Source organism: Roseibium aquae, from assembly GCF_008711285.1.
GTDB lineage: Bacteria > Pseudomonadota > Alphaproteobacteria > Rhizobiales > Stappiaceae > Roseibium > Roseibium aquae.
The window spans coordinates 57,763-79,102 of record NZ_VXDC01000002.1 but is presented as its reverse complement, the minus strand read 5'-3'; the positions used below and the strand labels follow the sequence as shown (position 1 = coordinate 79,102).

The following is a 21,340-nucleotide window of genomic DNA, read 5'->3' as shown; positions in this document are numbered from 1 at the left end:
TAAGATGATATATATCAAAATGATAAGTCATAGATCAAAAATGATCAAGTCTGGGGATTTACTCCGCCACTTAAATTCCTGACTCTCAGGTCGAGACATCTGTTCAGGAGTAGGAAAAGTGGCAGGCCAGACAATCCGGCTGGTTGGAGCACCGGTTGAAGAAGGCGCCGGCCGCCGCGGCTGCGTGATGGGACCCGATGCGCTTCGAACCGCCGGATTGAGGGAAAACCTGGAATCCCTGGGGCATTCCGTCACCGATCTCGGCAATCTGACACCGGAGTCGGTCCATGGCTTGAGTGTCCCCAACCCATCCATCAAGAACCTGAATGCCATTGCCGGTTGGACCAGGACACTGTTCGCTTGTGCCGAAAAGCTCGGCGGGGAGGGTGTCGTGCCGGTCTATATGGGCGGTGATCACGCGCTGGCGCTGGGCACCGTGGCAGGCCACGCCTGCGCCGCGCACAAGGCCGGACGCCCGTTGTTCGTTCTCTGGCTGGACGCGCATTCCGATTTTCACACTCTGACGAGCACGGACAGCGGCAATCTCCATGGCACACCGCTGGCGTTTGCCTGCGGTCTGGACGGTTTTGCGCCACTCTTGGGCGCCCCGCTGGACCATACCGTCGATCCCCGGCATGTCGATATCCTGGGGGTCCGCTCCATCGACCCGGCCGAACGGGCCTTTCTTCTGGAAGCCGGGGTGACGGTCAACGACATGCGGACCATCGATGAACACGGGATTCCCGCCCTGCTCCGCCCGTTTCTCGATCGGGTTCGCGAGGCTCATGGCTTGCTTCATGTGAGTCTGGATGTCGACTTCCTGGACCCGGGCATCGCCCCCGCCGTCGGCACGACGGTACCGGGCGGCACGACATTCCGCGAGGCGCATCTCGTGATGGAGATGCTGCATGACAGCGGCCTCGTCACGTCTCTCGATATTGTGGAACTCAACCCCTTCCTTGATGACCGTGGCAGGACGGCGCGGTTGATGGTGGATCTCACCGCCAGCCTGTTTGGCCGCAAGGTCTTCGACCGTCCCACACGGAGTTTTTGAAAATGAACCCGACCAGCCTGGCCCCATCCGAGTTGGCATATGTGCCCTTCGTGAGCGTCGATAACATGATGAAAAACGTCAGCGCCATTGGCGTCGAGACGGTCATGAAGGGCATCGCCGATTACATCGAAGAGGACTTCCTGCGCTGGGAAAGCTTCGACAAGAAACCGCGGATCCCGGCCCACGCGCCCCAAGGCGTGATCGAACTGATGCCGACCAGCGATGGCAAGACCTTCGGCTTCAAATATGTCAATGGCCATCCGGACAACATCAAGGACGGGCGCCAGACCGTGACCGGTTTCGGCGTTCTGTCGGATCTGTCGACGGGCTATCCGCTGCTGTTCACCGAAATGACCATCCTGACCGCGTTGCGGACGGCAGCGAATTCGGCACTGGCGGCAAAATACCTCGCGCCGAAGAGCTCGAAAACCATGGCGATCATCGGAAACGGCGCCCAGTCGGATTTCCAATGCCTTGCCTTCAAGACCATGTTGGGAATCACCGAGATCCGCGCCTATGACATCGATCCGGATGCCTCTGTCCGCCTTGCTCGGAACCTGGCCACATCCGGTCTAAACGTCACGATCTGCAAAACGGCGGAGGACGCTATCGAAGGTGCGCAGATCATCACGACGGTGACTGCTGACAAAAAGTGCGCCACCATCCTGACCGACAACATGGTGGGCCCCGGAGTTCATATCAACGCCGTTGGCGGCGACTGTCCCGGCAAGACGGAACTCCACAAGGACATCCTTCTCCGGTCCGACATTTTCGTCGAATTCCCGGACCAGACCCATATCGAGGGAGAATTCCAGCAGCTTCCGCGAGACCATCCGGTGACCGAACTCTGGCAGGTTTATGCCGGGCAGGCTGCCGGGCGCACATCGGAGCACCAAATCACCCTGTTCGACAGTGTCGGCTTCGCCATAGAGGATTTTTCGGCCTTGCGGTATGTCCGGGACATGCTTCCGAAGACGGGGTATTTCGAGAAACTCGATCTATTGGCCGATCCGGACGATCCCCGCGATTTGTTCGGCATGGTTCTGCGGGCGGAAGCCGGACGCAATGGCGAAGCGGCCTGATTGACCAGCAGCCTCAGGACAGAGCGGTTTCGATTTCGCGCAAAACGGCCCTCGCGGCGGCCCGGGGATCTTCCGCTTTGGAAATAGGCCGGCCAATCACGAGATAGTCGCTGCCGGCGTTGATGGCTTCGGCTGGTGTCATGACGCGCTGCTGATCGCCGGTTTCGCTTCCGGCCGGCCGGATCCCCGGTGTGACAATCACCATCTCTGGGCCGAGTGCCCGGCGCAGCGCGGACGCTTCCGTGGCGGCGCATACGATTCCGCCCATGCGGGCCGTTTTGGCGTGTCTCGCCCTTGCCTCGACAACGTCTGCGATCGGCCCGCGATAACCGGCATCGGTCAGATCGGCTTCGTTCATGGACGTCAAGACGGTCACCCCCAACAGGCAAAGGTCTTGATGATTGAGCTCGTCGAGCGCCTTGACCGCCGCGCGCATGGTTTTGGGGTAGGCGTGCACGGTCATGAACGTCATGCCCATGCGAGCGATATTCTTGACCGCTTGCGTGATGGTGTTGTCGATGTCGTGTAGTTTGACGTCGAGAAAGATCTTGCGCCCGTCCCCGGCCAGCTCCTTGGCGAGTTCCAGACCGCCCGCGAACTGGAGCTCCATGCCGATCTTGTAAACACCGACAAGGCCGTCCGTCGCCGCCACCAAGGCTCTCGCCTCATCCACCGACGGCACGTCGAGGGGCAGAACGAGACGGTCATTGGGCGTTTTGGGGGTAAATCGGCTGGCGGGCATGGGAGGACCTTGAAGGACGAACAAAGCTCCGCCGACATAGCAAAGCCTCCGTCCGCACACCAGCGATTTGACCGGGCCCAAGCTATTCCCAACCCTCTGGCAGGCTGCTACAACGCCGCTTTGCTGGCTTTCAGTTCTAAAACGCGAGCTGGCTCGAGAAGAGGATCAGGCATGCGCAAGAGTTCCATTACGCGCAACACCAAGGAAACCCGGATTTCAGCCGAGATCATGCTGGACGGGTCTGGAAACTACGATATCCAGACAGGTGTCGGGTTTTTCGACCACATGCTGGAGCAACTCGCTCGACACTCCCTGATCGACATGAAGGTCCGGGCCGAAGGCGACACCCATATCGATTTTCACCACACCGTCGAGGATGTCGGGATCGCGCTGGGCCAGGCTGTGCGCGAGGCGTTGGGCGATATGGCCGGGATCACCCGCTACGCCGACACGCATCTTGCCATGGACGAGGCCCTGACCCGTTGCGCCCTCGACGTCTCGGGCCGTCCCTTTCTGGTCTGGGATGTCACGTTCGAGCGCGACAAGATCGGCGAATTCGACACGGAACTGTTCGAGGAGTTTTTCCGCGCCTTTGCCATGAATGCCGGCATCACTCTTCATATTGCCAACCTTTATGGAACGAATAGCCATCATATCGCGGAAACCTGTTTCAAGGCGGTCGCCCGAACGCTGCGCAAGGCGACCGAGATCGATCCGCGGCAAGCGGACCGGATCCCCACCACAAAGGGGCAACTGGGCGGATGACGGCAAACACGACTTTCTACGTGATGGCGCCGCCCGATGCCGACCCGGACATCACTGCGGCCGAAACAGCCGAACGTCTTGTTTTTGTGCCGGATAGGTTCAGCATCCTCGCCTTCGCCTTTTCGGTTCCCTGGATGCTGGTGCATCGGATGTGGTTTGTGCTGCTCGGCTATCTCGCGCTGACCCTGGCAATCGAGTTGGTGGCTTTCTGGACTGTCGGTGCCGCGGCGGGTGTTGCGGCGTTGGCCGTGTCTTTTGCTTTTGGTCTTGAAGCGCAAGGCCTGCGGAAATGGTCGCTGGAGCGGAAAGGGTACCGCCAGGTTGGCCTGGTCGCCGCCGGTGATCTGGAGGAAGCGGAAATACGGTTCTTTCATGGAACGCTGTCTGCCAGGTCTGGACCGCAATCCGGCGGTGAGGAAGACGGCCCTGTCCGCAGCGCGCCCGCCCGGGTTGCAGGCTGGCCGGTGCCTCGGATCGGGTCGGAACAGGTGATCGGTCTGACGTTGGGACGGGAAACGCGAAGATGAGCGTGGCAATCATCGACTATGGCTCCGGAAACCTGCGGTCGGCGGCAAAGGCTTTCGAGCGTGCCGCGCGCGAGCATGCTGCCGAACCGGATATTGTCGTGACGGCGGACCCTGACCGGGTCCTGAGGGCGGACCGGATCGTTTTGCCGGGCGTTGGCGCCTTTGCGGATTGCCGGCGGGGTCTGTGGGCCATTGACGGGATGCCCGAAGCCCTGGCCGAAGCGGTCCAGGACAAGGCAAAACCGTTTCTGGGCATTTGTGTTGGGATGCAGCTTCTGGCCGAACGCGGTTTGGAGCACGAGACCTGCGAAGGGTTTGGCTGGATCGAAGGCGATGTCACGGCCATGATCCCGTCCGATCCGGGCCTGAAGATTCCCCATATGGGTTGGAACACCATCGATGTGCGAGACACGGCCCACCCGGTCGTCAAGAACCTCGACACCGGACCGGACGGGCTGCACGCCTATTTCGTGCATTCCTATCACTTTGCTTGTGTCCGCCCGGAAGACCGCCTCGCTACCTTCGATTATGGCGGCGCCTTCACGGCCATGGTCGCAAGGGACAACATTATTGGGACCCAGTTCCACCCGGAAAAGAGCCAGCGCCTTGGACTTGGTTTGATCGCCAATTTTCTCGACTGGGCCCCGTAAATCCGAAACGAGACGAAAATGATACTTTTTCCCGCCATCGATCTGAAAGACGGCCAATGCGTGCGTTTGAAGCTCGGCGACATGGATCAGGCGACCGTGTTCAACGACGATCCCGGCGCCCAGGCAAGGGCTTTTGAGACCCAGGGCTTCGAATGGTTGCATGTGGTTGATCTGAACGGAGCCTTCGCCGGCGAAAGCGTCAATGGGTCCGCGGTCGAGGCGATCCTGGATGCGACGGGGAACCCGGTTCAGCTCGGCGGCGGCATCCGGACGCTGGATCACATCCAGACCTGGATCGACAAGGGGATTGCCCGTGTGATCTTGGGCACTGTGGCTGTCCGGGATCCTGAGTTGGTCAAGCAAGCCTGCAAGGCGTTCCCGGGCAAGATTGCCGTGGGCATTGATGCCAAGGGCGGCAAGGTCGCCGTGGAAGGCTGGGCGGAAACGTCTGAGCTCACCGCGATTGATCTTGCAAAACGGTTTGAGGACGCCGGCGTTTCGGCCATCATTTACACAGACATTGACCGGGACGGCATTCTGAAGGGTTTGAACATTCCCTCAACGCTGGAATTGGCGCGGGCCGTTTCCATTCCGGTGATTGCGTCTGGTGGTCTTGCTTCTATCGACGACATCAAGCGGCTTCTGGAGCCCGACTGTGCGATCCTCGAGGGCGCCATTTCCGGCCGCGCGCTGTATGACGGCCGCCTCGACCCGAAAGAGGCGATGGATTTGATCAATGCAGCCCGGCAGGTGGCGTCATGACGCTGAAAGCCCGTGTCATTCCCTGCCTCGACGTCATGAACGGCCGTGTCGTCAAAGGCGTCAATTTCGTCGACCTCGTTGATGCCGGGGACCCGGTCGAAGCGGCCAAGGCCTATGATGCGGCCGGGGCGGACGAACTGTGCTTCCTCGATATCACCGCCAGCCATGAAGGCCGGGATACGATCTATGATGTTGTCCGGCGCACGGCCGAGGCCTCTTTCATGCCGGTGACCGTCGGCGGCGGCGTGCGCAGTGTGGACGATATCCGCAAGCTGCTTCTGGCTGGGGCCGACAAGGTCTCGATCAACACAGCCGCCGTCAAGAACCCGGATTTCGTTCGCGAGGCCTCGGAAAAGTTTGGCGCGCAGTGCATTGTCGTGTCGATTGACGCCAAACAGGTGAACGGGCCGGGTGAACCGGAAAGATTTGAAATCTTTACCCATGGCGGCCGGACGCCAACCGGGATTGATGCGGTTGATTTCGCCCGCAAAGTGGTCGCGCTCGGCGCCGGTGAACTGCTGGTGACCTCCATGGACCGAGATGGGACCAAAGCAGGCTACAACATCGCCCTCACCCGGGCCATCGCGGACGCCGTGCCGGTGCCGGTGATCGCCTCTGGCGGCGTCGGCACGCTGGATCATATGGTGGAAGGAATTCGTGACGGCCACGCGACCGCCGTTCTGGCGGCTTCCATCTTTCACTTCGGCGAATACACCATTCATCAGGCCAAAGAGCATATGGTGGCAGCGGGTATTCCGATGCGGCTTGATGTCTGAAGGGTGCCAAAAGACAAACTGGGGTCAGTTAGACCAATGACGCAATTCACACTGGCCGATCTCGACGCCATTATCGCCGCGCGGGCGGAAAGCAACGACGAAAAGTCCTACACCCGCAAGCTGATGGGCAAGGGCGTTGCCAAATGCGCCCAGAAATTGGGGGAAGAAGCGGTCGAGGCGGCCATCGCCGCCGTTCAAGGGGACCGGGAAGAGCTCACCGGCGAGGCTGCCGACGTCTTGTACCATCTGCTGGTCGTTCTCAAGACAGCGGGCGTTTCCCTGGCGGATGTGATGGCCGAGCTTGAGCGACGTACGGGGCAAACCGGACTTGAAGAAAAGGCCGCGCGCCCCTCTGAGTAGGCTGTACTCTGTATCGCGCGGCAGGAATGGCGCTGGACATGGATCAGAAAGTCACCATCAACACTGATATGGATCTTTCCCCGTATCTGGTGTTCGACGAGAAGCAGTGGGCAGGGTTGCGCGCCGACACGCCCATGACGCTGACCGGTTCGGAGGTCGCCCAGCTTCAGGGTCTGAACGATCCCATGTCGATCGAGCAGGTCGAGAAGATCTACCTGCCGCTCTCCCGGCTTCTGGCCTACTATGCTGAATCGACCTTCGGTCTGCATGTGGCGACCCAGAAATTCCTCGGGACCAGGGACGGAAAGATCCCGTTCATCATCGGGGTGGCCGGGTCCGTGTCCGTCGGCAAGTCGACGACCTCCCGTGTCCTGCGCGCGCTGCTCGCCCGGTGGCCCGCCAGCCCCAAAGTCGATTTGATCACGACCGATGGATTTCTGTATCCGAATGCCGTTCTTGAAGCGGAAGGTTTGATGCAGAAAAAGGGGTTTCCCGAGAGTTTTGACCGCCCCCGGCTTCTCAAATTCTTGTCTGACATCAAAGCCGGGCGCCGGCATGTGCGCGCACCCGTCTATTCCCATTTCTATTATGACGTGATGCCCGGACACACGGTCACCGTCGACAAGCCCGATATCTTGATTGTTGAGGGTCTGAATGTTCTTCAGACCCGCGAGCTACCGAAGGATGGACGGGCAGTTCCCTTCGTCTCCGATTTTTTCGATTTTTCGATCTATATCGATGCCGACGAAGCCCTTCTTGAGGACTGGTATGTTGAACGTTTCATGCGCTTGCGCGAAACCGCGTTCCGGGATCCCAGTTCCTATTTTCACAAGTATTCCCGGATCACGGATGCAGAGGCGCAGGACACGGCATTGCGGATCTGGCGGGATATCAATCTGGAAAATCTCCGGGAGAATATTCTCCCCACCCGGCCGCGGGCCGATCTGATTCTGACGAAAAATGCCAGCCACCGCATTTCCAAGGTCGCGCTGCGAAAGGTCTGATTTCCGATCAACGCATACGGAAACGGCCGCGGTTCAGGCGGCCGTTCTTTTGTGTTTGACAAGGATATGGCCGGTGTCAGGCGGCCGAACGGTCCCGCACACTTTGTAGGAAACCGGCCACTTGGGAACGTAAGGTTCCGGCGTTTGCCTCTAGCCTGCGGGCGGCCTCGTCGACGGTCAGGGCTGTTTCTCGGGTCGTTTCGGCCGCCTCGGACACATTCTTGATGCTGGTCGTGACTTCAGTCGTGCTGCGGGAGGCATCCGTGGCGTTCGTGGCAATCTCCTGTGTCGCCACACCCTGCTCTTCCACGGAATTGGAGATCGATCCGGCGATCTCGTTGATCTGGTCGATGATCGCGGTGACGGAGGAGATCGCGGTCACCGCAAGTTCCGTCTCACCCTGGATCGCCGAGATCTGACTGGAAATTTCTTCCGTGGCCTTGGATGTCTGCGTGGCCAGTTCCTTCACCTCCGCGGCGACGACGGCAAAGCCTTTTCCGGCTTCGCCGGCACGGGCCGCTTCGATGGTGGCATTGAGCGCCAGCAGGTTGGTTTGTGCGGCAATGGCCTGGATGAGCGTCACCACCTCGCCGATCCGGCTTGCCGCATCGGACAGGCCATTCATCCGTTCATTGGTCGAGCTGGCTTCCGCGGCGGCCTTGGCGGCGATTTCACTCGAGGATTGCACCTGGCGGCGGATTTCGTTGACCGAGGCGGAAAGCTCTTCGGCTGCCGCGGCCACGGTTTCCACGTTGCTGGCGGCCTGCGATGAGGCCGTCGCCACCTTGCTGCCCTCGGCGTTGGTGTGTTCCGCACCGTCGGTCATTCTGGCCGACGCGGCTTGCAGGTCTTGAACGGACCCTTCGATGATGCTCATCATCTCCATGATCTGAGCGTCGAAGTCGGCACTGAGGCGCTGGATTTCCGAGCCCCGCTGCGCGGCGGCTTCCTGCGCTTGCTGTTGTTCCAGTTCCAAAGCCTGACGCGCTTTTTCGTTGTCCAGGAACACTTCCATCGCGGCCGCCATCTGGCCGATTTCGTCGCCCCTGTTGGCGCCTTCGATGATGATGTCATTCTCCCCTTTGGCCAGGCTGTTCATGTTGGCGGTCAAGGACTGTAGAGGTCTTATGGTGCTGTGCAGGGCAAAACCTGCAACGCCGAGAGCCATAATTGCGCCGCCAATGGCAACTGACAGCACCAAAAAGGCCTCTCGCCAATAGGCTGTTTCAATATCGTCGACATAAACGCCAGTGCCAATCATCCAGTCCCAGGGTGAGAACCCGGCACCCCAACCGATTTTCCGTTCCGGCTCAGCCCCCGGCGTCTTCGGCCAATCGTAGGCAACCGATCCGCCGTCGCCACGCGCGTGCCGGAGAAGCTCTTGAACGATCATGACACCGTTCTCGTCGCTGAAATTGCGGAGACTGGTCCCCACGAGGGCCGGGTTTGGATGCACTAGGGCGACGCCCTCGGCATCATAGACATAGATGTAGTTGTTGCCTTCGAACCGTATCGCGGCAATCGAAGCCTTCGCCCCTTCCTGGGCTTCTTCAGCCGTCAACTCGCCGGACTTTTCGAGCTCGTGAAAATATGCGGCGATGCTCACCGCGCTGTCGGAAATGTCTTCGATCTTGGCAATGCGCTCGTGCATCATTGCTTCGTGAAGCGCATTCAGACTGAGGACGCACAGTGCGACGGTGAACGTGAGAACGGTGAGCACCGGAAGACTGATCTTCCAGGCTAGGGGCCATCTGGAAAAGCTGAACATGACTGAGCCTCGTCGTAACTTCAGCGAACTGTTTGCGCCCAATGTTTAACAAAAGAGTTAAACGAACCGGGCTTTCGCAGTATTGGCAAAAAAGAAGCAAATTCACCGAAGAAATGAGCAGATGTTTTTATATCTGAGGTTGCATGGCTTGAAAGATCAATCCTTTCGTCTAAATTCGCCAGATATCAGTGTCTCCTACGGAAGCCCTTCAAAAGAGGTCGGGATCCGTCACAAAGGACAAGGTTGGATCTTTAAACTTCCCGTGTCCAGGATCGATCAACGCCCGGTCGGGACGATGGCGTGTCAGATCGCCGCAGCGAGGGCAATTTGCGGTCGGATTGAAATGGTACGCTCCAATCTGGCCGGAAAGAATTGCTCGCACTTTTGTGCTGTTGGAGCATCATGGACTGCTTCGATTGACCGCGAAGCTGTTCAATCTTGTCAGGAGATGACCTAGCGTCTTGAGCAAAAGACGTCTCTCAAACCCGGTCTGGCCCATGTCGCATTGTTGATCTGGCCCCGCAAAACATGTCCTTGCGCTTCGAAATGAAAGCCAGAGGCCGCGGGCTGACGGTTCAGCAGGATCGCCCGGTAGCCCATTTCTGCCACCGTTGCTGTCTGGCCGTCGGCCGAAAACACCACGTTCAGGTCAATACCGGCCGTGCAGAGATAGTCGGCGACCTGACCGCTCCCCGGGCCGGTCTGAAGGATTGGCGCTGCCGTCCCGATATCGGCGGGCGGAACGGGACCCGACGGAAATGGTGCAAGCGGCTCCAAAGGCTGGCCGAGGCCGGTCCCGCCGCCTTGCGGCGAACCGGTTATCCCGGTTATCACGACTTCGCGGTAGGGTGTGCTGCTGACATAGATACCCTGGCACTGGCCGCTGGTTCCGCGCACCATCCAGGCGTGGGAAACGAAGGTCTGTTGCTCGAGGATCTGTCCGGGCTGAAGACGCGCATAGGCGCGCTCGCCGCCATTATAGTCGATCCAGTTGACGTCAATGGGCATCGGACTTGAGTTGCGGAACACAATTTGCCCTGGCCGGACGCCGTCCATGGACCGGATCCGTCCTGCTTCAGAGCAAGGGACGTCGCCGGTTCCAATCGATGCGACGCCGAATTCCCCGTCCGAAAAATCTGTTTCGCCAATGATCTGTTGCGGCGCCGAACACCCGGCGACAAAGAGCCGGACCGGTGAAGCGCTGCCGCTCAATGATACCGCATAAGGCGTCATCCCCTGTATTGCGACCGTCAGTTCATTGTGTCGGATCAGGGCCTGCCAGAGCGGATCTGCCAGATCAAGGGTGAGTTCGGGAAAGGAGAGACCGAACCGGTTGTTCGCGGATGACGGCATGGCCGTGTAGGTCTGATTGAAGTCTCCGGCGCTCAGGCGCACAGGGTGGCCGACGCCTTCTTGAATCCCCGGGTGCGTTTGGACCAGCCGGACCACCGCCTGGCCGGCCTGCGTGCTGCAGCTTGCGCGAAAGTCGGCATCCTCGGTCCCTGGTACCGTATGGATCAGCGTGGAGATCGTTCCGGGCCCGTTGCCCGTTTCAGCGCTCCAGACCCGGTCGTCCGATGGACCAATGGTGATGGCGCCTGTATTGCCGGCTGGTGCTCCCTGCCGGGCCAGCGAATCCTGAACGATGGCGCTCAGATCCCTTTCCGGCGGCGCAGATGTTTCCGGTGCTCCCGCGTCCACGGACGTTTGCGGGATCTCGGCGCTGTCAAGTGGTTCGAGCCCGCCAGCCGGAGAAAGCGGGTCAAGCCCATCCTGCGCGGGCTCGCTTGCCGCTGGGGATCGCGTGCTTGTTGGCGGGTCCGCCTGACCGCCGACAGGCCCCGGCTGGATTCCGGTCGATCCCCCGACGACCCGCGCACGGCCCGGTTTGCCATCCGTTTCGACATCGACAACAAGAGTTCCACCGGTACACAAATTGGCGCCGCGATGCAGGACCCGGCTGTTTTCCAGGGTGACCTCCAGTTCGACTTCGCACGGGGGAAGGGTCCCGTTGTTCCCGATGGTATCGATGATGACACCTTCGGAATCCCGGTTGATGATCGGGCGGAAGCGCTTGTCGATCAGGATCGATCGGATGCCAGGAGACGGCGGTTCAACATTGATCCTGAGAGTTTCGGGCGGTGTCTGGGCGAGCCCCGGCGTGGCCGCGAGAAGGCCTCCAAGCAGCAGGGGCGCCAATGCCTGTCGTCCGGTTGGACCGGTCGCCAAAAGGCCACTCCTTTTCCGCCCCATTCCGTGCCTCCAAAATTATCTTTCCCGAGGGCCGGAAAGACAATCCCGCCATTCCGTTCCGTTTGCGCTAAATAGGCAAATCGCCGGGAAAAGGGCAAGAGGCGGATGCCGTTTACCGCGGCGCCCTTTTGGCCAGTATGCGCTGAAGTGTCCGCCGGTGCATGTTCAACCGTCTGGCGGTCTCCGATACGTTGCGGTCGCAAAGCTCGTAGACCCGCTGAATGTGTTCCCATCGGACCCGATCAGCGGACATGGGATTTTCCGGCGGCGGTGCCTTGTCTTCCGGCGCGCGCGCCAGCGCGGCGATGATGTCGTCTGGATCGGCCGGTTTGGCCAGATAATCGATCGCGCCGAGTTTCACGGCCGTCACGGCTGTCGCGATGTTCCCATAGCCGGTCAGGACGACGGCCCGGCAGTTTGGTTGGATCTGACGGATTTTTTCAATCACATCCAGCCCGTTTCCGTCTTCAAGGCGCATGTCGACGATTGCGTAGGAAGGGGCCACCACATTCAGCTTTGCGGTTGCTTCACGAACGCTGTCGGCCGTCTCCACCGTGAAGCCACGCTTTTCCATCGACCTTGCAAGCCGCTGCTGAAACGGTTTGTCATCGTCGACGATGAGGAGGCGCTTTTCCTCGCCTTCAGTCTGCATTGGCTTCGGATCGGTCATCAGGCTTTGTCCGTTCATGTCGTTCTTATACGGGCTGGGGGCCCTGCCGGTTTAGATCGCGCATGCACCGCGCGTCCCGCTATACATGGTCTATATGGGCCGAAACCCTGCGTTCGTCTATCTTGCTTGCGGTTTCAATGACATCACGCGGCCAGCTGACGCGAATCTGCGCGCCGCGTGCCGGCGGCGACTGATTCTGCAGGAAAATCTTGGCCCCGGTACGCTCGAGCAGGGTCTTGGCTATGAAAAAGCCCAGACCGAGGCCGCCGCCAGAGTCTTTCCGGCCCGATTTGGCGCCGCGTTCAGAGACATAGGGATCGCCGATCTTGGCCAGGACGTCGGGTGAAAATCCCGGTCCGTCGTCCGTAATGGTCAGCGCGACACTCGTGTCGTCCCAAACAGCCTGGACCTCGACAGCCGTCCTGGCAAAGTCGATGGCGTTTTCGACGAGATTTCCAAGGCCATAGCGAATGGCTGCATTTCGGGATCCGATTGGTTCCGGGCCCTGCCCAGCTGCCTTGACCGAGATCTCGACACCGAAGCCCCTGTGGGGGGCGATCACCTCTTCGATCAGTTGGGTCATGGGCATGCGCTGGTAGGTGCGATCCTGATCGCTCGACAGAGAGGTCAGTTGTTTCAAGATCTGGCGGCACCGCTCAGCCTGCGAGCGGATCAGGGCGACGTCCTCGGCACGGGCATCGTCCGGTTGGAACTCGTCGCCAAGCTCCTTGGCCGCGAGATAAATGGTGGCCAGCGGGGTTCCCAATTCATGCGCGGCGGCGGTCGCAAGACCGTCCAGCGCGTTCAAATGCTGTTCCCGCGCCAGCACCAGTTCGGTTGCCGCAAGGGCATCGGCCAACTGCCGTGCTTCCTCGGCCACCCGGAAGGCATAGGCCGCCATGAAACCCAGCGACGAGACAAGCGCGATCCAAACCCCGACCGAGTAGACCGGGGGCAGCTTGAAATCGAGATCACTTGGCCAGGGAAGCGGCAAGTGCCACATGGCCAGAAAGCTGGCGCACACACAGGCCAGAAACCCGAGAACAGCAGTCTTTCGCGCCGAAAGTGCCGTGGCCGAAACCATCACCGGGGCCAGGAGCAGAAACGCAAAGGGATTGCCCAGTCCGCCGGTCAGAAACAGAAGTCCGCTCATTTGCAGGATGTCGTAGGAAAGCTGCCAGGTCGCAGCGCTTTCCGAGATCCGCAAGGTGGAAGGGGCATGGATTTTCAAGAAGATGTTCAGCCACGCTGAAAGCGCGACCAACGCGAAGGCAAGGCCGACGGGGAACGGGTACCCGAGCCCCAGGTGAACCACCAGAAGGGTCACGGACTGACCGGCAACGGCGAGCCATCGCAACCGTACCAAGGTGTCCAGTTTGAGCCGACGGTTCGGCAAGATCATGGTGGGAGTGTCGGTACCGAGCATAGGGTCCTTTGTGGGGCGATTTCGAGAGGCTGGCAAGACCGGGCCGCGCGCCAGTGATATGGACAAAAGGTCCGGCCCAGGCGGCAAGAAGCGGCCGGGTATGGCGGCTTTGATGTGTGCTCTTCCCCGGCACACAGGGGACCGCCCCTGTTCGGCGCGGTTTTGGCCATTCCTGTCCCGTGGCGCGGATTTGCCTGCTTGGCTTGCTGGAAACACAAGAGAAACCAAAGGGTTTTCCCCGGCAGGATCGTTCGTGGCCAAGCAGATACGCCCGGATGCGCGCCGGCCATATCTGGGGTCATTTCCCTAGACCCTTGTATGGGCCGGTTGCAGGTGGTAGCCAGCCCATCAAGAGCTGTTGCGGTGCCCGCGGGCCGCCAGCCGGAGGGCCGGGTCCAGGGGGATCCTTCCGCTTCTGACAAGTGCCGCGAAACGGATTAGGAAACGATGACCGACACGAATGACAGCGGCGCACAGCCGCAAACGGAGAACGCCGCAGCATCTCCGGGCATGCAGATCCTTGGCCAGTACATCAAGGACCTGTCGTTCGAAAACCCGAATGCACCGCGCTCCCTGCAACAAGGAGAGCAACCGAAGCTCGATATCAACGTCAATGTCGGTGCGTCCCAACTGGGTGAAGGGCAGTTCGAGGTCATGATCACCTTGACCGCGAAAGCCGAGCGGCCGGATCTGGTGATGTTCAACGTGGAACTGGTCTATGCCGGTCTCTTCAAGGTTTCCGGTGTTCCGGATGAGCACATGCATCCGTTCATCATGATCGAGTGTCCGCGGATGCTGTTCCCCTTTGCGCGCAACATTCTGGCGGACGCCACACGCAATGGCGGCTTCCCGCCGCTCTTGCTCGACCCGATCGATTTCGCGCAGCTTTACCGTCAGAACATGGCCCAGCAGGCAGCCGCCCGCCAGGCCGCGGAAAACAAGCCGAACTGAACCGGGTTCGCGGCAATGTAGAAAAAGGCCGCCCGGATCCACGCCGGGCGGCCTTTCCCGTCAGCTCATCTCCAGGATCTCTTCCCAGCTTTTCCGGACATGTCCGTTGAGCGGGTTATTCGCCGACTGTTTGTAGCGAATGGTTTCGATCCGGAAACTCTTGGCATCGAACAGCGCCAGCCTGCCGACGAGACCGTCTCCAAACCCCGCCACCTCCTTGATGACTTCCATGGCTTGCATGGCGCCGACAACGCCGGTGAGCGCGCCCAAGACGCCCGCTTCCGCGCATGTCGGCACAACACCCTCCCTTGGCCGTTCCGGAAACAGGCACCGGTAGGTCGGATTGGGCTGGCCGTCGGCATTCGTTTCAAACGGGCGAAGCGTGGTCAGCGAGCCATCGAACCGGCCAACCGCCGCTGTCACCAGCGGCTTTCTTGCAAAAAAACAGGCATCTGACACCAGATAGCGGGTGGAGAAATTGTCGGATCCGTCCGCGACCAGATCATAGTCCGACACCAGGGACATCACGTTGTGCCCCTTTAGCCGCACGGGATGCGGCACGACCCGTACATTCGGATTGAGCCGGGCGATGGCCTCCGCAGCGCTTGCCACTTTCGGTTCGCCCAATTGATCCGTGGTGTGGATGACCTGTCTCTGCAGGTTGGACAGCGAGACCGTGTCATCGTCCACGATGCCGATCGTGCCGACCCCGGCGGCGGCGAGATACTGCAGGACCGGGGCGCCAAGGCCGCCCGCGCCGATCACCAGAACTTTCGAGGCCTTCAGCTTCTGCTGTCCGGGACCGCCAATTTCGGGCAGGACAATATGGCGGGCATAACGTTCCAGTTCGGCGGTAGAAAGCATGAACTCTTCTTTTTCGTTTTCGATGACAGGGCCGTTCAGCCCAGGATTTTGCTGACCAGCCGGGCCGTGTAATCGACCATCGGGATCACCCGCGCGTAGTTGAGGCGTGTCGGTCCGATGACGCCGAGAACGCCGACAATCCGCTGGTCCTTGTCCCGGTAGGGGGAAACAACCAGCGAAGAGCCCGACAGCGAAAACAGATTGTTTTCCGATCCGATGAAGATGCGCACCCCGTCCCCGCTTTCCGCAAGGCCTAGGAGTTGGATCAGTTCGCGCTTGTTTTCAAGATCGTCAAAAAGAAGCCGGATCCGTTCCAGATCTTCGGCCGCACCCAGGTTGGCGAGCAGGTTCGAGCGGCCGCGAACGATGAGTGTGCCCGGGTCCTTTGCATCGCCACCCCAAACGGCAAGGCCGGCATCCACAACCTTGCGGCTGAGTTGGTCGAGTTCCGCTTCATTGGCGGCTTTGGCTTTCTCCAGCTCGGACTGGACTTCGCTCAGGGTGCGTCCGCGAATGTGGGAGTTGAGATAGTTTCCGGCTTCGACCAGGGCGGAAGACGGCAGGCCGGGGGGAAGATTGATGATCCGGTTTTCGACCGACCCGTCCTCACCGACGAGGATGGTCAGGGCCTTCAGCGGTTCGATCCGGACAAATTCGATATGCTTTAACCGGATATCGGACTTGTGGGTCAGGACGACACCGGCACCGGCCGACAGGCCGGACAGCATCTGGCTGGCCTCGGTCAGAACTTGTTCGACAGAATTGGCGTTGCGGGAGGCGCGGACCTGAACCTCGATCTGCCGCCGTTCGTCCTGGGTCAGGTCACCGACTTCCAGCAGCGCGTCGATGAAGAACCGCAGGCCTGTTTCGGTCGGCAGCCGCCCGGCACTGGTATGCGGAGACTCCAGCAGTCCCATATGCTCCAGATCAGCCATTACGTTTCTGACGGAGGCGGGTGAAAGCGCCATTCCAAGGCTGCGCGACACATTGCGCGAGCCGACCGGATCTCCGGTCTCCAGATAGGTTTCGACAATTGAGCGAAAAATTTCCCGGGATCTTTTGTCGAGATCAATGAGGTTCACCGGCGTAGAACTCCCTGGCACAGGCGTCACCAACAACTGCTCAAAAGATATAGGTACAAAATCGCCACGGAGCGCAAGCGGCGCTTTACCTTGCGGGCTTTGCAGGTCTACAAGGCGCATGAAATGCCGCGCCTCCACTTGCCGTGGCGATTGGATCTATGAACAGGAAGCCAACATGCGTCCTTCAAAACGAGCCGCCAACGAACTTCGTGCCGTCACCCTCGAACGCAGCGTGTCCAAACACGCAGAAGGGTCCTGTCTCGTCAAGTTCGGGGATACGCATGTCATGTGTACAGCCAGCCTTGAGGAGCGTGTCCCGCCCTGGCTTCGTGGCCAGCAGCGTGGCTGGGTAACCGCAGAATACGGCATGTTGCCGCGCGCAACCGGAGAACGCATGCGGCGCGAGGCGAGCGCTGGAAAGCAATCCGGCCGGACACAGGAAATCCAGCGTTTGATCGGGCGATCGCTGCGGGCGGTTGTCGATCTGGAGGCCCTCGGCGAGGTTCAGATCTCGGTGGACTGCGATGTCCTTCAAGCCGATGGGGGAACGCGAACCGCGGCCATCACCGGTGCCTGGGTTGCGCTGCGCGACTGCATTGAATGGATGCGGGCGCGTGACATGGTGACCAAGCCTGTTCTCAAGGATCATATTGCCGCCGTCTCTTGCGGCATAGTCGAGGGCACGCCCGTGCTCGATCTTGACTACGCCGAAGACAGCACTGCCGAGACCGACGCCAATTTCGTTTTGACGGGGGCGGGAGGAATCGTGGAAATTCAAGGAACCGCAGAAGGCGTTCCCTTCTCTGAAGAAGAGTTTTCCCAGATGATGGCGCTGGCAAAATCCGGCATCGCCAAACTGGTCGATCTTCAGAAAATGTCCATCCTTTAATCTGCCGGGACACATGATGAGCCATCGCAAGCTTGAGCCGGGGCGCCTCGTTGTCGCCAGTCACAACGCGGGGAAGGTGCGGGAGATCCTGGAACTCCTGGAGCCCTACGGGTTTGACGTCGTCTCGGCAAGCGAGCTCGATCTTCCCGAACCGGAGGAAACGGGGACCACATTCGAGGCGAATGCCGAGTTGAAGGCGGTTGCTGCCGCGCGGGCATCCGGTTTGCCGGCCCTGGCGGATGACAGCGGGTTTTGCGTCGACGCGCTGGCGGGCGATCCCGGCATTTATTCCGCGCGCTGGGCGGGTCCGGACAAGGACTTCGCCATGGCGATGCGCAATGTCGAAGAAAAAGTGCAGCAAATGGCCGGGGCCGACCCTGCTGGCCGACGGGCCTCCTTCGTGGCCGTGTTGTGCCTGTGCTGGCCGGACGGGCATACGGAGTTTTTCCGCGGCGAGGTGAAGGGCGATCTGGTCTGGCCTCCTCTCGGTGAGCAGGGCTTCGGCTATGATCCGATGTTCCGTCCGGACGGACATACGCGCACCTTCGGGCAGATGAGCTCCCAGGAAAAACACGGTTGGTCCAGCACCAAACCGGCATTGTCCCATCGGGCCCGAGCGTTCCAGAAACTTGTCAAAGCCTGTCTGGAGGCATGATGGGGAACCCGGTTCCTGGCAATCCGGAAGGTGGTTTCGGGATCTATGTTCACTGGCCGTTCTGCGCGGCCAAATGTCCCTATTGCGACTTCAATTCCCATGTCCGCCACCAGCCGGTGGATCAGGATCGATATGCCGCCGCCTTTGAGCGCGAACTCGCCCATTTCGCCGATTTGACGAAAGGCCGGACGGTCAATTCGATCTTTCTGGGTGGCGGCACTCCGTCATTGATGCAGCCTCGCACCGTCGAGCGCATCCTGACGGCGATTTCCGGTTTCTGGAGCGTGGATGGGACGGCGGAAATTTCACTTGAGGCCAACCCTTCCAGCGTCGAGGCCGAGCGGTTCAAGGGCTACCGGGCAGCCGGCGTCAACCGTGTGTCGCTCGGGGTGCAATCGCTCGATGACCGCGACTTGCGCCTTCTGGGCCGGTTGCACGACGTAAAGGCAGCGCTGCAGGCAATTGAAACCGCACGGGCGACTTTTCCGCGCCTGTCATTCGACCTGATTTACGCGCGGCCGCACCAGACTCTGGACGCTTGGCGCAGCGAGCTTGACCAGGCTCTTGATCTGGCGGCCGATCACCTCTCGCTTTACCAGCTGACCATCGAGGAAGGCACGCCGTTCTACACGCTCTACAAGGCGGGCAAACTGACAGTGCCGGACCCGGACCTAGGGGCTGAGTTCTACACCCTGACGCAGGAAGTGACCGAAGCGCGCGGCATGCGCGCCTACGAGGTGTCGAACCATGCGCTGCCCGGGGCGGAATGCCAGCACAATCTGGTCTATTGGCGCTATGGGGACTATGTCGGCGTCGGGCCAGGAGCCCATGGGCGCCTCACGGTTGGGGCGACCAAACGGGCAACCTCCATCGAGCCGAACCCTGAGAACTGGCTTGAGAACGTCGAACGGCATGGTCACGGCAAGATTGAGGACCAGGGCTTGCTGGAGGAAGAGCAAGGCGATGAATATCTCTTGATGGGCCTTCGATTGTCGGAGGGTATCGACTTGAACCGGTTCGAAAGCCTGGCTCACAGAAAAGTCGACCCGCGCCGCATTTCGGCTCTGATAGAGCACGGCATGATCGAGAAACTCGGGGAAAACCGGGTTCGGGTCACACGGGACGGAATGATGGTGCTGGATGCGGTGGTTGCGGATCTTGCAGCCTGAACCCGCGTTTTGACGTCGATCGACACCAGCCTTACGGTTTTGTTTTGAATACCATTTCAAAAAATCTGTTGCATTGCAATAACATCCGTCGCCGGTGAGAAGTCGTGGCCCGCCGCTCGATTTGGGGTGAACCATAGCAGTATTGCAGCCCATGCCTGTTTGCCGCTATCATGCTGCAATGCAGAAGAAGTGTCTTTGGTCTGTCACATGTGAAGATCTCGGCAGATCTGTCCGATACTAAGGAGTTGGGTGCTTGCCGTATTACCAATTTTACGAGATCAACCATGCCGCCATGGGGCCTGTTCGCGCAGCGGCAGACATGACCCGCTTGTATTTCCAAAATCCTCTGAATCCCTGGAGTCATACGGATCTTGGCAGGTCGATCGCGGCCGGATGCGAAGTCCTTGAGCGCATTACCCGGCGCTATGGAAAGCCGGAATTCGGACTGAATGATACGACCGTCAGCGGGGTGCGGGTTCCGGTCCGGGAAACCGTGGTGTGGAGCCGGCCGTTCTGTGATCTGATCCATTTCGAGCGGGGCACTTCGTCGTACCGAAAGGATCCGAAAATCCTGATTGTTGCGCCCATGTCCGGGCATTACGCGACACTTCTTCGCGGCACGGTCGAAGCTCTGTTGCCCAAGGCCGATGTCTACATAACAGACTGGATCGATGCCCGCATGGTCCCACTGCAGGACGGGAAATTCGATCTGGACGACTACATCGACTATTTGATCTCGATGCTGCATTTCCTGGGCCCGGATACGCATATCCTTGGGGTGTGCCAGCCGTCCGTTCCGGTCTTGGCTGCGGTCGCGGTCATGGAAGGCCTGGACGACCCCTATGTGCCTGCGACCATGACGTTGATGGGCGGACCGATCGACACCCGGGTCGCCCCGACAGCGGTGAATGATCTGGCGGTGAGCAAAGGGATCGACTGGTTCCGGCGCAATGTCGTGATGCAGGTTCCCTTCCCGCACCCGGGCTTCATGCGGGAGGTCTATCCTGGTTTCCTCCAGCTGTCCGGCTTCATGTCCATGAACCTGGACCGGCATGTCTCGGCGCACCGTGAATTCTTCCAGCACCTTATCGAAGGGGACGGGGATAGCGCGGAAAAGCACCGTGAATTCTATGATGAGTATCTCGCTGTCATGGATCTGACGGCCGAATTCTACCTGCAGACGGTTGAAACCGTTTTCATCGAACACTCCCTGCCGATGGGCAAGATGATGCATGGGGACACGCCGGTCGATTGCACGAAGATCCGCCGGACCGCCCTTTTGACAGTCGAGGGAGAGAAGGACGACATCACCGGTCGGGGTCAGACCAAAGCGGCCCACGATCTGTGCACGAACCTTCCCGACGACATGAAAGCCCATTACGAGCAGCCGAGTGTCGGCCATTACGGGGTCTTCAATGGATCGCGCTGGCGTGCCGAGATCTGCCCGCGGGTGATGGATTTCATCCGGTCCCATCCGACCACCGGGAAGAGCGGGACTGCCCCAAGGGCGATCCCGGCGGCACCAGAAAAGGTGCAGAACCGTGCTGCGGCCGGTGCCTCTCTTGAAAAAATCCTCCTTGCCCGTCCGCAGGGTGTGGCCGACGATTTGAAAGCGATCAGCGGCGTTGGGCCGAAACTTGAAACGGCGCTCAATGAGGCGGGCATTTTCCACTATTGGCAGATTGCCGGGCTGACGGACGAACAGATCGAAGCGCTTGATTCCAAGCTTGATTTTCGTGGCCGGATGGCCCGTGACGGTTGGATTGAACAAGCGCGCAAACTGTCCGAGGCGGTTGGCTGACATCCGGGTTGTCGCCCTGTTGGCGCCAGGCCACGCATCTGGGCCCCGCGAGACACCGCGGGGCCTTTTGCCGTCAATCCTCCCCGGTGC

General features: G+C 60.1%; 21 protein-coding genes. 14 read left to right on the top strand and 7 right to left on the bottom strand.

Annotated elements, in window-relative coordinates; translation table 11 throughout:
• Positions 1–118 precede the first annotated feature (118 nt).
• Together rocF and F0184_RS04005 are read left to right on the top strand one after the other, a co-directional pair.
• Positions 119–1,054, top strand: coding sequence for an arginase (gene rocF / locus F0184_RS04010; protein ID WP_206668301.1), 936 nt, complete (start codon positions 119–121; stop codon positions 1,052–1,054).
• A gap of 2 nt (positions 1,055–1,056) precedes the next feature.
• Entirely contained in the window at positions 1,057–2,136 is a 1,080-nt protein-coding gene (locus F0184_RS04005) for an ornithine cyclodeaminase (RefSeq protein WP_150494809.1), read from the top strand.
• A gap of 13 nt (positions 2,137–2,149) precedes the next feature.
• Here the strand turns inward: F0184_RS04005 and pyrF are convergent, their stop codons facing one another.
• Positions 2,150–2,878 carry an orotidine-5'-phosphate decarboxylase gene (pyrF, locus tag F0184_RS04000; RefSeq protein WP_150494807.1) on the bottom strand — a complete coding sequence of 243 codons (729 nt, stop codon included), beginning with the start codon at positions 2,876–2,878 and terminating at the stop codon, positions 2,150–2,152.
• A gap of 171 nt (positions 2,879–3,049) precedes the next feature.
• On the opposite strand from pyrF, the gene hisB reads away from it, so the two are divergent.
• Genes hisB through coaA form a run of 7 tightly spaced genes read left to right on the top strand, consistent with a single transcriptional unit; the run spans position 3,050 to position 7,722 of the window.
• A complete protein-coding gene (hisB, locus tag F0184_RS03995) occupies positions 3,050–3,643 on the top strand; it encodes an imidazoleglycerol-phosphate dehydratase HisB (protein WP_150494805.1) in 594 nt (197 codons plus the stop codon).
• Positions 3,640–4,170: a DUF2628 domain-containing protein gene (locus F0184_RS03990; RefSeq protein WP_208998316.1), complete on the top strand. Its 531-nt coding sequence runs from the start codon at positions 3,640–3,642 to the stop codon at positions 4,168–4,170. The genes hisB and F0184_RS03990 overlap by 4 nt, the downstream gene beginning before the upstream one ends.
• On the top strand, positions 4,167–4,820 hold the full coding sequence (gene hisH / locus F0184_RS03985) for an imidazole glycerol phosphate synthase subunit HisH (RefSeq protein WP_150494802.1): 654 nt from the start codon (positions 4,167–4,169) through the stop codon (positions 4,818–4,820). Before F0184_RS03990 ends, hisH begins: the two co-directional genes overlap by 4 nt.
• Positions 4,821–4,838: 18 nt before the next feature.
• A complete protein-coding gene (gene hisA, locus F0184_RS03980) occupies positions 4,839–5,582 on the top strand; it encodes a 1-(5-phosphoribosyl)-5-[(5-phosphoribosylamino)methylideneamino]imidazole-4-carboxamide isomerase (RefSeq protein WP_150494799.1) in 744 nt (247 codons plus the stop codon).
• Positions 5,579–6,358: an imidazole glycerol phosphate synthase subunit HisF gene (gene hisF / locus F0184_RS03975; protein ID WP_150494797.1), complete on the top strand. Its 780-nt coding sequence runs from the start codon at positions 5,579–5,581 to the stop codon at positions 6,356–6,358. The genes hisA and hisF overlap by 4 nt, the downstream gene beginning before the upstream one ends.
• Before the next feature lie 36 nt (positions 6,359–6,394).
• Positions 6,395–6,718 carry a phosphoribosyl-ATP diphosphatase gene (locus F0184_RS03970; protein ID WP_150494795.1) on the top strand — a complete coding sequence of 108 codons (324 nt, stop codon included), beginning with the start codon at positions 6,395–6,397 and terminating at the stop codon, positions 6,716–6,718.
• Between the two features lie 38 nt (positions 6,719–6,756).
• Positions 6,757–7,722: a type I pantothenate kinase gene (coaA, locus tag F0184_RS03965; protein ID WP_150494793.1), complete on the top strand. Its 966-nt coding sequence runs from the start codon at positions 6,757–6,759 to the stop codon at positions 7,720–7,722.
• A gap of 76 nt (positions 7,723–7,798) precedes the next feature.
• On the opposite strand, the gene F0184_RS03960 is transcribed toward coaA, so the two are convergent.
• The 4 genes from F0184_RS03960 to F0184_RS03945 form a co-directional block, all read right to left on the bottom strand.
• The gene (locus F0184_RS03960) at positions 7,799–9,490 is read right to left on the bottom strand and encodes a methyl-accepting chemotaxis protein (RefSeq protein WP_150494791.1); all 1,692 of its coding nucleotides are present in this window, start codon (positions 9,488–9,490) and stop codon (positions 7,799–7,801) included.
• Positions 9,491–9,943: 453 nt separating this feature from the next.
• Positions 9,944–11,743: a VHL beta domain-containing protein gene (locus F0184_RS03955; RefSeq protein ID WP_150494789.1), complete on the bottom strand. Its 1,800-nt coding sequence runs from the start codon at positions 11,741–11,743 to the stop codon at positions 9,944–9,946.
• A gap of 112 nt (positions 11,744–11,855) precedes the next feature.
• Entirely contained in the window at positions 11,856–12,413 is a 558-nt protein-coding gene (locus F0184_RS03950; RefSeq protein ID WP_150494787.1) for an ActR/PrrA/RegA family redox response regulator transcription factor, read from the bottom strand.
• A 79-nt stretch (positions 12,414–12,492) separates the two neighbouring features.
• Complete coding sequence (locus F0184_RS03945) at positions 12,493–13,839, bottom strand: ActS/PrrB/RegB family redox-sensitive histidine kinase (protein WP_150494785.1); 1,347 nt, start codon at positions 13,837–13,839, stop codon at positions 12,493–12,495.
• A gap of 447 nt (positions 13,840–14,286) precedes the next feature.
• On the opposite strand from F0184_RS03945, the gene secB reads away from it, so the two are divergent.
• On the top strand, positions 14,287–14,790 hold the full coding sequence (gene secB, locus F0184_RS03940; protein ID WP_150494783.1) for a protein-export chaperone SecB: 504 nt from the start codon (positions 14,287–14,289) through the stop codon (positions 14,788–14,790).
• A gap of 60 nt (positions 14,791–14,850) precedes the next feature.
• Here secB and F0184_RS03935 read toward each other — a convergent pair whose 3' ends face one another.
• Both F0184_RS03935 and hrcA read right to left on the bottom strand, forming a co-directional pair.
• Positions 14,851–15,654, bottom strand: a complete 804-nt coding sequence (locus tag F0184_RS03935; protein WP_150494781.1) for a HesA/MoeB/ThiF family protein — start codon at positions 15,652–15,654, stop codon at positions 14,851–14,853.
• Positions 15,655–15,689: 35 nt separating this feature from the next.
• Positions 15,690–16,736 carry a heat-inducible transcriptional repressor HrcA gene (gene hrcA, locus F0184_RS03930; RefSeq protein WP_244298967.1) on the bottom strand — a complete coding sequence of 349 codons (1,047 nt, stop codon included), beginning with the start codon at positions 16,734–16,736 and terminating at the stop codon, positions 15,690–15,692.
• Between the two features lie 175 nt (positions 16,737–16,911).
• Between hrcA and rph the strand changes: the two genes are divergently transcribed.
• The 4 genes from rph (at position 16,912) to phaZ (ending at position 21,250) form a co-directional block, all read left to right on the top strand.
• Positions 16,912–17,625, top strand: a complete 714-nt coding sequence (gene rph / locus F0184_RS03925; RefSeq protein WP_150494777.1) for a ribonuclease PH — start codon at positions 16,912–16,914, stop codon at positions 17,623–17,625.
• A gap of 16 nt (positions 17,626–17,641) precedes the next feature.
• A complete protein-coding gene (rdgB, locus tag F0184_RS03920) occupies positions 17,642–18,280 on the top strand; it encodes an RdgB/HAM1 family non-canonical purine NTP pyrophosphatase (RefSeq protein WP_150494775.1) in 639 nt (212 codons plus the stop codon).
• The gene (gene hemW, locus F0184_RS03915; protein ID WP_150494773.1) at positions 18,280–19,449 is read left to right on the top strand and encodes a radical SAM family heme chaperone HemW; all 1,170 of its coding nucleotides are present in this window, start codon (positions 18,280–18,282) and stop codon (positions 19,447–19,449) included. The genes rdgB and hemW overlap by 1 nt, the downstream gene beginning before the upstream one ends.
• Positions 19,450–19,741: 292 nt before the next feature.
• Complete coding sequence (phaZ, locus tag F0184_RS03910) at positions 19,742–21,250, top strand: polyhydroxyalkanoate depolymerase (protein WP_208998333.1); 1,509 nt, start codon at positions 19,742–19,744, stop codon at positions 21,248–21,250.
• The last annotated feature ends 90 nt before the right edge of the window (positions 21,251–21,340 follow it).

Excerpts from the sequence above, each read along its gene's own strand:
- phaZ (WP_208998333.1), top strand. The coding sequence starts at position 19,742 with ATGGGGCCTGTTCGCGCAGCGGCAGACATGACCCGCTTGTATTTCCAA.
- hisB (WP_150494805.1), top strand. The coding sequence starts at position 3,050 with ATGCGCAAGAGTTCCATTACGCGCAACACCAAGGAAACCCGGATTTCA.
- hisF (WP_150494797.1), top strand. The coding sequence starts at position 5,579 with ATGACGCTGAAAGCCCGTGTCATTCCCTGCCTCGACGTCATGAACGGC.
- hisA (WP_150494799.1), top strand. The coding sequence starts at position 4,839 with ATGATACTTTTTCCCGCCATCGATCTGAAAGACGGCCAATGCGTGCGT.
- secB (WP_150494783.1), top strand. The coding sequence starts at position 14,287 with ATGACCGACACGAATGACAGCGGCGCACAGCCGCAAACGGAGAACGCC.
- F0184_RS03950 (WP_150494787.1), bottom strand. The coding sequence starts at position 12,413 with ATGACCGATCCGAAGCCAATGCAGACTGAAGGCGAGGAAAAGCGCCTC.
- coaA (WP_150494793.1), top strand. The coding sequence starts at position 6,757 with ATGGATCAGAAAGTCACCATCAACACTGATATGGATCTTTCCCCGTAT.
- rdgB (WP_150494775.1), top strand. The coding sequence starts at position 17,642 with ATGAGCCATCGCAAGCTTGAGCCGGGGCGCCTCGTTGTCGCCAGTCAC.
- F0184_RS03970 (WP_150494795.1), top strand. The coding sequence starts at position 6,395 with ATGACGCAATTCACACTGGCCGATCTCGACGCCATTATCGCCGCGCGG.
- hemW (WP_150494773.1), top strand. The coding sequence starts at position 18,280 with ATGGGGAACCCGGTTCCTGGCAATCCGGAAGGTGGTTTCGGGATCTAT.
- pyrF (WP_150494807.1), bottom strand. The coding sequence starts at position 2,878 with ATGCCCGCCAGCCGATTTACCCCCAAAACGCCCAATGACCGTCTCGTT.
- hisH (WP_150494802.1), top strand. The coding sequence starts at position 4,167 with ATGAGCGTGGCAATCATCGACTATGGCTCCGGAAACCTGCGGTCGGCG.
- F0184_RS03935 (WP_150494781.1), bottom strand. The coding sequence starts at position 15,654 with ATGCTTTCTACCGCCGAACTGGAACGTTATGCCCGCCATATTGTCCTG.
- F0184_RS03945 (WP_150494785.1), bottom strand. The coding sequence starts at position 13,839 with ATGCTCGGTACCGACACTCCCACCATGATCTTGCCGAACCGTCGGCTC.
- F0184_RS03955 (WP_150494789.1), bottom strand. The coding sequence starts at position 11,743 with ATGGGGCGGAAAAGGAGTGGCCTTTTGGCGACCGGTCCAACCGGACGA.
- F0184_RS03960 (WP_150494791.1), bottom strand. The coding sequence starts at position 9,490 with ATGTTCAGCTTTTCCAGATGGCCCCTAGCCTGGAAGATCAGTCTTCCG.
- F0184_RS04005 (WP_150494809.1), top strand. The coding sequence starts at position 1,057 with ATGAACCCGACCAGCCTGGCCCCATCCGAGTTGGCATATGTGCCCTTC.
- F0184_RS03990 (WP_208998316.1), top strand. The coding sequence starts at position 3,640 with ATGACGGCAAACACGACTTTCTACGTGATGGCGCCGCCCGATGCCGAC.
- rph (WP_150494777.1), top strand. The coding sequence starts at position 16,912 with ATGCGTCCTTCAAAACGAGCCGCCAACGAACTTCGTGCCGTCACCCTC.